Origin of the sequence: Amycolatopsis sp. NPDC057786 (genome assembly GCF_042797905.1) — a bacterium.
Classification (GTDB): Bacteria; Actinomycetota; Actinomycetes; order Mycobacteriales; family Pseudonocardiaceae; genus Amycolatopsis.
Genome location: NZ_JBHVKW010000044.1, coordinates 1 through 7080, shown reverse-complemented (window position 1 = coordinate 7080; position 7080 = coordinate 1). Strand labels below are relative to the sequence as shown.

Here is a 7080-nt window from a genome sequence, read left to right as displayed (position 1 = left end):
GGGCCCTCCTGGGGTTTGTGGGGGTGTGTCCCCTAACCCCCTTTGGGGCAAACAAGCGGCCCCTAATGGGGATTGCGCGACACGGTCGCCAGGGCGGTGCCGGACCCGGCCACGGCCGACGTTGCGAAAGCCACTTTCGCAACCCTCAACGTTGCGAAAGTGGCTTTCGCGACCCCTCCGGCCAAGCCCGGCACCCAGCAGGACCCGGGCAGTACAGGAAACCCCGGTACCGAGTGGGTCGGGATCGGACGACTCGCGTGATCAGGCGGACGACACGCGTGGCTGGACGGACGACACGACCGCGGCCGGGGTTCCGCCGCGTGTCGTCCGTCCCATCACGCGAAATCGCCGGACGCGGTGAAAGTCCCCTTCAGCCCGCGCCCAGGCACAGGAAGGGCCGCCGCAGCGGATCGGCGGCGGTCGCCTGCGCGAGCGCCAAGGCGGGCGCGGTCCCCGAAGCCAACCGCCGGTGCAGGTCGGACATCGCGGCGGCGGCGGCCTTGTCGCCGACCCGCGCGATCGCGCCGATGACCGTCCGCGAACCACTGGCGAGCAGCGTCCCCGCGAAACCGAGCGCCTCCTCACCGGGCCGGATATGACTCATCGCGAGTTCGCACGCGGCCAGCACCACCCGTTCCGGCGGCTTCGCTAGCCGGGCGGTTTCGTGCGCGTACAACGGGCCGTCGACGAGCTCCAGCCGCGAGAACAACGCGTTCGCCGGTTCGTGCGCGCCGTGCGCGACCAGATGCGCCATCCCGGAACCGTCCAAAGCGGACAGTACGGCGTCGCTGGTCGCGTCCTTCCCGTCGACGAGACGGGCCTGCGGGTACACGGTCCGCAGGTTCCGCACCTCACCGACCGAACCCGGCACACCGGGCCCGCCGGCGAGCAGGACCGGGCCGGAGCTCCGCCGCCCGGACGCGGTCACCCAGGCGGTCGCCGACGGCGCGATCGACACCGGATATCCGTGCAGCGACGGCAAAGCACCCCACGGCAACGCGTACAGCGAGCCGATCGGCACGATGATCAGCTCGCGGTTCTCCAGCGTCTTCGCCAGCGACGCCGAGATCAGCTTGTCCAGCTTGTCCGCCCGGCGCCGCGCGGAACCGGTGACGACCTCGACCAGCGGCGCGGGCAGATTGTCCGGGGCCAGCGCGTCGAGGTCCGCGTGCAACTGCCGCGCGGTCTCGACGATCTCCGCGAGCGGCCCCAGCTTCAGCAGCCGGAACCGGCCGCGGTCGACGACCACCGCGTACAAGGTGTCGCGGTACCCCATCAGGCTGACCAGCACGCGATCGCCGAGCCGCTCCACCACCTCTTCGGGTGTCGAGACCGGGCGCGGACGACCCCATTGGCTGGTGTACCACCCGAGCCGCGTCGCCTCCCGCTGCAGACGGTCGTAGCGCTCCTCGAGCTTCCCGACCGGTTCGCCGGACAACCGCCGTGCCTGGATCGTGCCCTGCACGTGCCGCATTTCGTTGATGTGCCGGGCGAGCGCGGGATCTTCGATGACCGGCAGCGGTTCGTAGCGGTATACCTGCGCGCGCGTGCGTTCCAGCCACGCGAACAGGCTCTTCGCCCCGGCGCCGCTGCGCCTCGCCTTCTTGAGCACCAGGGTGAGCGCGAGTTTGCCCAGCTCCTCGCCGTGCGCCGCGGTCCCGCAGACCAGGTCGAGCCCGCCCATGCGGTCGCGGATCTGCCCGAGTTCCGCCAGCCCGGCCCGCGCCTGCGCGAGCGCCGAACGCGGCCGATGCGACGCCACCGCGAGTTCGGCCCGGCACAACCGCAGCTGCATGCGGTGGTCGATCGGCGTCGTCTGCCGCGGTTTCGGTACCTGCGCCAGGAGTTCCTGCGCGGCGACCGTCTCTTCGCGACGGATCAGCAGCCGCACCGCGAACATCCGGGCCGCGCCCGCTTCGTCGCGCAGGCCGAGCCCGGCCAGCCGGATGGCGAGATCGGCCAGCCGCTCCGGCAGTTTCGCGGACGGTTTCTTCTCCCGGTCCGCCAGTACCTTCACCGCGTCCGCGCGAAGCCTGGTCAACTCGGCGATCTCCGCCCAATGTCCCTTGCCACGACGGAGAAAACTCCGGCGGGCGGCACCCGCTAGTCGCTTCGCCAACGCGTAGTCGCGTTCCAGAATCGCGGCACCCGCCCTGGCGACCTGTGCCTCCGCCTCGTGCTGAACCGATCCGTTGCGGCGCAACTCCGGCAAGGCCTCGTCGAGATGCCGCGCCGCCTCTTCGGCGAGACCGGCGGTGAGCAGTGCCTTCGCCTGGTCGAGCCGCACCGTCGGCAGGGAACCCTGCCCATCGGTGACGAAGATCCTGACCGCCTGCTCGTAGTGCCGGAGCGCCTCGGGGATGTCGCCGAGCAACTGGGCGTGATCACCCAGGTTGTGCCGGATCTTTCCTTCGAGCATCCGGTGCCCGTGTTCGACGGCGATATCGAGCGCGGCGACGAGGTCGGCGTGCGCCGCGTCCGGATTGCTCATCTGGAGATGCAGCCAAGCCCGGTTCACCAGGTTCCGGGTGAGCAGAAGGCTGTGCTTCGCGGCTTCCTCGACGAGGTTCGGCAACGCGGCGTTGTACAGAGCGAGCGATTCGTCCAGGTGCCCGGACCTCATCAGCACCACGGCTCGCTGGAGCACGACGGTGAAGCTCAGCTCGCGTCGGATATCGCCTTCCGGCAACTGGAGCCGGACCTGTTCCGCTTCGGAGAGCCGGGCGAATCCGTCCTGCTGGGACGCGACCTCCGCCTCCGCGGCCGCCAGGCTGATGAGGATCCGGACGCGGATCTCCAGCCGTTCGACGTTGCCTGCCTCGACCGGACCGAGGCAGGACAAGCCACGCTGCAGCAGCCGGATGGCCGCGCCCGGTCCGTGATCGGAGGCGGCGGCCCTTGCCTGGCGATGCAGATCGGCTGCCGCCTCGGCTATGGGATCGACGGCAGGAAGAGACGGCGCGGGCACACGCACTATGGGAGCACACCCACGCCGCATAACGGAACAGCCGTCCGGTTACAGCACCACTGTCGGTGTCACGACGGTCCGGCGGCAGGTCACGTCACCGAGGTGGATCACGATCTGAGTGGTCCCCTGGGGCACGTTGTCCAGCACGAACCGGCCTCCCTCGTCGGCGGTGGTGGAACTCGTGCCGTGTTCGGCGACGCGAACCTCCACTCCGTACTCGCCGGCGGGCACGAGCCAGCCGTCGATCCGGTGCTTCTTGCCGATCTTGGTGAGGTTGATCATCACGGTCAGGTCGCTGACGGTGAAGGTGATCGTGCCGGTGTCGCTGCCACGAACGCCCGCGGTGGCGTCCATCCGTTCCCAGCGGGCGACCTCGACGTCGAGGGTTTCGAGCGCGAGCGCGAATTGAACCCGCTGCACCAGGTCTCCCGGTGGCGGGTCCAGTTCGTCCATGAAACGCCCGATATCGGCGAGCAAGGCCTCATCGCCCGGGGAGGTCATCTCCCCCGGCGTCCCGAGGTCGTTCATCGGCTTCCCCCTTCGTGGGCCAGCAGGTCGCGCATCGATTCGAGGCAACGGCCCCTGGTCGGGCCGACACTTCCGCGCGGCATACGGAGTGCTTCGGCGACCAGTTGGTATTCGGCCCGCCCGGCCAGCACGGTCAGCCGGAGGAGCTGCTGACAGCGGTGCGGCAGGCGGAGGAAGGCGCGCCAGACCCGGCGATCCCGGTCGGCGCGGACGGCTTCCTCCTCGGGGGCCGGGTGAGTGCTCTCCATGTTCTCGGCCACCTCGTCGGTCAGCGGAACAGGCTGAGCGCGACGGCCGAAGGGATGTTGGGCCTCGCGCCTGGTGGTGGTGATCAACCAGGCGGCGAGCGCTTTGGGGTCCCGAAGTTTTTCGAGCTGACTGAAGAGGGCGAGCCACACCGTCTGGACCACGTCCTCGGCGGTCAGGCGATCGAGCCCGTTCGCGCGCGCGACATGCCACACGAGCGGGGTCAGCTCGTGCACAAGTCTGTCCATCGCCTGGCGGTCACCGGCCCGCGCCGCGCGCATGCAGGCGGCATGCAGGTCGGCACCGGTCAGCCCTTCCCATGGCGGGTCTACCTCGGTCGTTTGCACGTCGGTCACCGTATCTGCCCCACTTCGGACGTGTCTTCGTGTCGGCGCTGGCAGTATCGCGGGCCCTTCGGGGAGAAGGAGCGTGCAAGAGGCTCTGGGATACATCAAGTCACTAACTTTTTTGTCGAGTTTCGGTCGTCCCCCTCGGTCTGGGGCGAAGGACAAAGGCACCGGCCGGCGCGAGTAGGTGTGGACTGCGCACCGGCCGGTCCTTTTTCCCTCCCCCCGGGCCCGCTCCCCAACGGGCCCGCGTCCGGGCGTCCCCCTCCCCCGAAGGAGCACCCGGAGGCAATGCCCGGAGGCCCCCTCGGCCTCCGGACATCACCTGTCTGCGTTAGTTCAGTTCACCGTCGGTTCGGTGCTGTTCGGGTCGTAGTTGCCGTCGGCTCCGGCGCCGGGACGACCCGGGACCGGCACGGTCGCCGGAATGGTCTTCTTGACCTGGGTCGTGGTCTCTTCGAGGTCCTCGGTGGCCGTGGCCTCGTCGTTGACGGGTGCGGTGTTGGTCTCGGTCGTCATCGGGTGTCCCTCATTTCCTCGACTGCTCCATAGGACGCAATGAGGCTGCCACCAGATACACGCAGAGCCAGCTTTTTCGCGGAAATTTCTTAATCTGTGGCAGGCGGGTGACCTGATCAGCGCTTTTATCCGGAAAAGGTGTCGCTGAGTAGCCGCCGGCTCACGTCCGCGAGTTGTCCGGCCCAGCGCCGGTAGCCCTCGGGGCCGGGGTGGAAACGGTCCTCGGCGAAGGTCGCGGGGTCCAGCATCGCGGCGGGCATCGGGACGTGGACGACGCCGGGCAGCAGCGCCAGCCGCGCGGCCGCGGCGTCGAGAACGGCCGACCGCGCGCCGAGGATGTCCCGCAATGGACGCGGCAGCGAGGGGAACCGGCCCATCGGCGGCACGCCCGCGAGCACCACCGGGACCCGGCCCACCCGGCGGCGTACGGCGACGACGAGGTCGAGCAGGTCACGCCGATAGCGCGTGGCCGAACGCAGTTCGATCGTGTCGTTGACGCCCAGCGCGATCACCACGAGGTCGGCGGGTTCGAGCAGCGGCAGCAGTTCCTCGCGCGCCACGCGCGCGTTGGCGCCGGTCTTGCCGAGTGCCTGCCAGGCGACCGCGCCGCCGTCCCGCGCGAGTTCGTCCGCGAGCCGCCCGGTCAGCGCCTCGGCGTGGGTGGCCGCGCCGACTCCGTCCACGGTGGACTCGCCGAGCACCGCGAGCCGCACCGGGCGGCCGTCACCCTTCACGAGGCCGGTGCCCGGCCCCGCGGCGCCGGGCAGTCTTGGCGTCGTACGGCGCACCCGGACGGCTTGCGCGAGCAGGATCGGGGCGAGCACCACCGCACGGCTGATCACCCCGCGACTCTACTTCCGCGTTTCGTCCTCCGAACGCGATCGTCGCGCACGCGACAACCGCATCCAGAGGACGAAACGCGGGAAGTCAGCCCTGGGCGATCGAGACCGTCTGGCGGACGAGCGAGTCGTCCGCGGCCGCCCGGAGCAGGTAGTCGGCGACGTCGGCGCGGTTGATGCGGTAACTCCCGCGGACGTTGCCGTCGGTGCGGGCGGCGATCGCGCCGGTATGCGGCCCGTTCAGCAGCCGCGGCGGGCGCACGATCGTCCAGTCGAGGTCGCTCGCCCGCACGATCCGCTCGGCGGCGACCATGTCCGCGAAGGCGTGCCGGAGGAACCTGCCCAGGATCGGCTTGACGATGCTCCTGGTGAAGAAGGCGTCGCCGTCGACGAACGGGCCGCTGGCGCTCACCAGGAGCAACCGCCGCGTACCCGCCGATCCGAGCGCGGCGACCGCGGCGTGCGCCCCGTCGGTGACGATGGTCGTCGGGTTGCGGTCGCGGGCGCCGAGGGCGGAGATCACCGCGTCGCGCCCGGACACCGCCTCGGTCAGCGCGCCGTGCTCGGACAGCTGGGCGACGACGACCTCCAGCAATTCACCTTCGGCGCTCAGGCGGGACGGGTCGCGGACGACCGCCGTGACGTGGTGCCCCGCGGCCAGCGCCTGCTTGACGACTTCGGAGCCGACCCCGCCCGTGGCACCGAGAACAGTGAGCTTCATGGTCACGCCTTCCTGGGTTAGTGAACACTCACCCACTATGGTGAGTGTTCACTAACCACTTGTCGAGCGAACGCTGAGAAGCCCTCAGGAGCGAACATGGGAAGCCGCGAGGAGATCGTCGCCGCGGCGGCGAAGGTGATGCGCGAGCAGGGCTACGCGCACGCCACGACGAAGGCCATCGCGCAGGCGGCGGGCTACTCCGAGGCGTTGCTGTACAAGCACTTCAAGGACAAGACCGAGATCTTCATGAGCGTGCTCACCGAGCGGCTGCCCGCGTTCGGGACGACCTTGGACGAGCTGATGAGGTCCGCGGCGGACAACCCGCTCGTGGAGAATCTCGCCCGACTGGCGCGGATCACGCTGGCGTTCTACCTGGAGAGCTTCCCCATCTCGGTGTCGCTGTTCTCCTCGCGGGAGCTGCTCGCGGCCCATCGGGACCGGGTCATGAGCCGGGCGAGCGGGCCGGACGTTCCCCTGGTGCGCCTCTCCGCGTACTTGGGCGAGGAGGTCCGGCTCGGCAGGGTGCGCGAAGACGCGGACCTGGACGCGGCGGCGTCGCTGCTGCTCGGGGCCTGTTTCCAGTACGCGTTCCTGGCGTCCTTCGAGGATCGCGAGCCGTCTGCGGAGGAGCTGGAGCGGTGGGCGGAGAGGCTGGCGGGCACGCTAGTGGTCGCGCTGGCCTCGTGAGTGGCGGTCCGGACACCTACGGCGGTCCGTGAAGGCGTCCTTGAGGCACTCTGGGTCCCTCAAGGACTTCACGGACTTCGTTGATCGCGACTTGCGTCCCACAGACATCAGCAGTCACAGCGACTGCGCGTGAAGGCCCTCATCCCGCGGCTCAGCCGAGGAAACTCGACCTTCACGCCTTCCCTCAGTACATGAAGGCCCCCTTCCTTGCGCCTGGCGCAAGGA

The 7080-nt window shown here is 69.7% G+C and carries 7 protein-coding genes; 1 reads left to right on the top strand and 6 read right to left on the bottom strand.

Annotation, left to right across the window (positions count from 1 at the left end):
• Window positions 1–370 precede the first annotated feature (370 nt).
• The 6 genes from ACFVM3_RS22440 to ACFVM3_RS22415 all read right to left on the bottom strand — a co-directional run bounded on the left by ACFVM3_RS22440 (window position 371) and on the right by ACFVM3_RS22415 (window position 6168).
• The gene (locus ACFVM3_RS22440; RefSeq protein WP_378441402.1) at window positions 371–2974 is read right to left on the bottom strand and encodes a CHAT domain-containing protein; all 2604 of its coding nucleotides are present in this window, start codon (window positions 2972–2974) and stop codon (window positions 371–373) included.
• Window positions 2975–3016: 42 nt separating this feature from the next.
• On the bottom strand, window positions 3017–3496 hold the full coding sequence (locus ACFVM3_RS22435) for a carboxypeptidase regulatory-like domain-containing protein (protein ID WP_378441401.1): 480 nt from the start codon (window positions 3494–3496) through the stop codon (window positions 3017–3019).
• Window positions 3493–4098, bottom strand: coding sequence for an RNA polymerase sigma factor (locus ACFVM3_RS22430; protein WP_034319901.1), 606 nt, complete (start codon window positions 4096–4098; stop codon window positions 3493–3495). The genes ACFVM3_RS22435 and ACFVM3_RS22430 overlap by 4 nt, the downstream gene beginning before the upstream one ends.
• Window positions 4099–4428: 330 nt before the next feature.
• Window positions 4429–4608 (bottom strand): hypothetical protein, encoded by a 180-nt coding sequence (locus ACFVM3_RS22425; RefSeq protein WP_378441399.1) that lies wholly within the window; start codon window positions 4606–4608, stop codon window positions 4429–4431.
• Between the two features lie 125 nt (window positions 4609–4733).
• Complete coding sequence (locus ACFVM3_RS22420; protein WP_378441397.1) at window positions 4734–5450, bottom strand: SGNH/GDSL hydrolase family protein; 717 nt, start codon at window positions 5448–5450, stop codon at window positions 4734–4736.
• A gap of 85 nt (window positions 5451–5535) precedes the next feature.
• On the bottom strand, window positions 5536–6168 hold the full coding sequence (locus ACFVM3_RS22415; RefSeq protein ID WP_378441395.1) for an NAD(P)-dependent oxidoreductase: 633 nt from the start codon (window positions 6166–6168) through the stop codon (window positions 5536–5538).
• Between the two features lie 96 nt (window positions 6169–6264).
• On the opposite strand from ACFVM3_RS22415, the gene ACFVM3_RS22410 reads away from it, so the two are divergent.
• Entirely contained in the window at window positions 6265–6855 is a 591-nt protein-coding gene (locus ACFVM3_RS22410) for a TetR/AcrR family transcriptional regulator (protein WP_378441393.1), read from the top strand.
• Window positions 6856–7080: the final 225 nt, after the last annotated feature.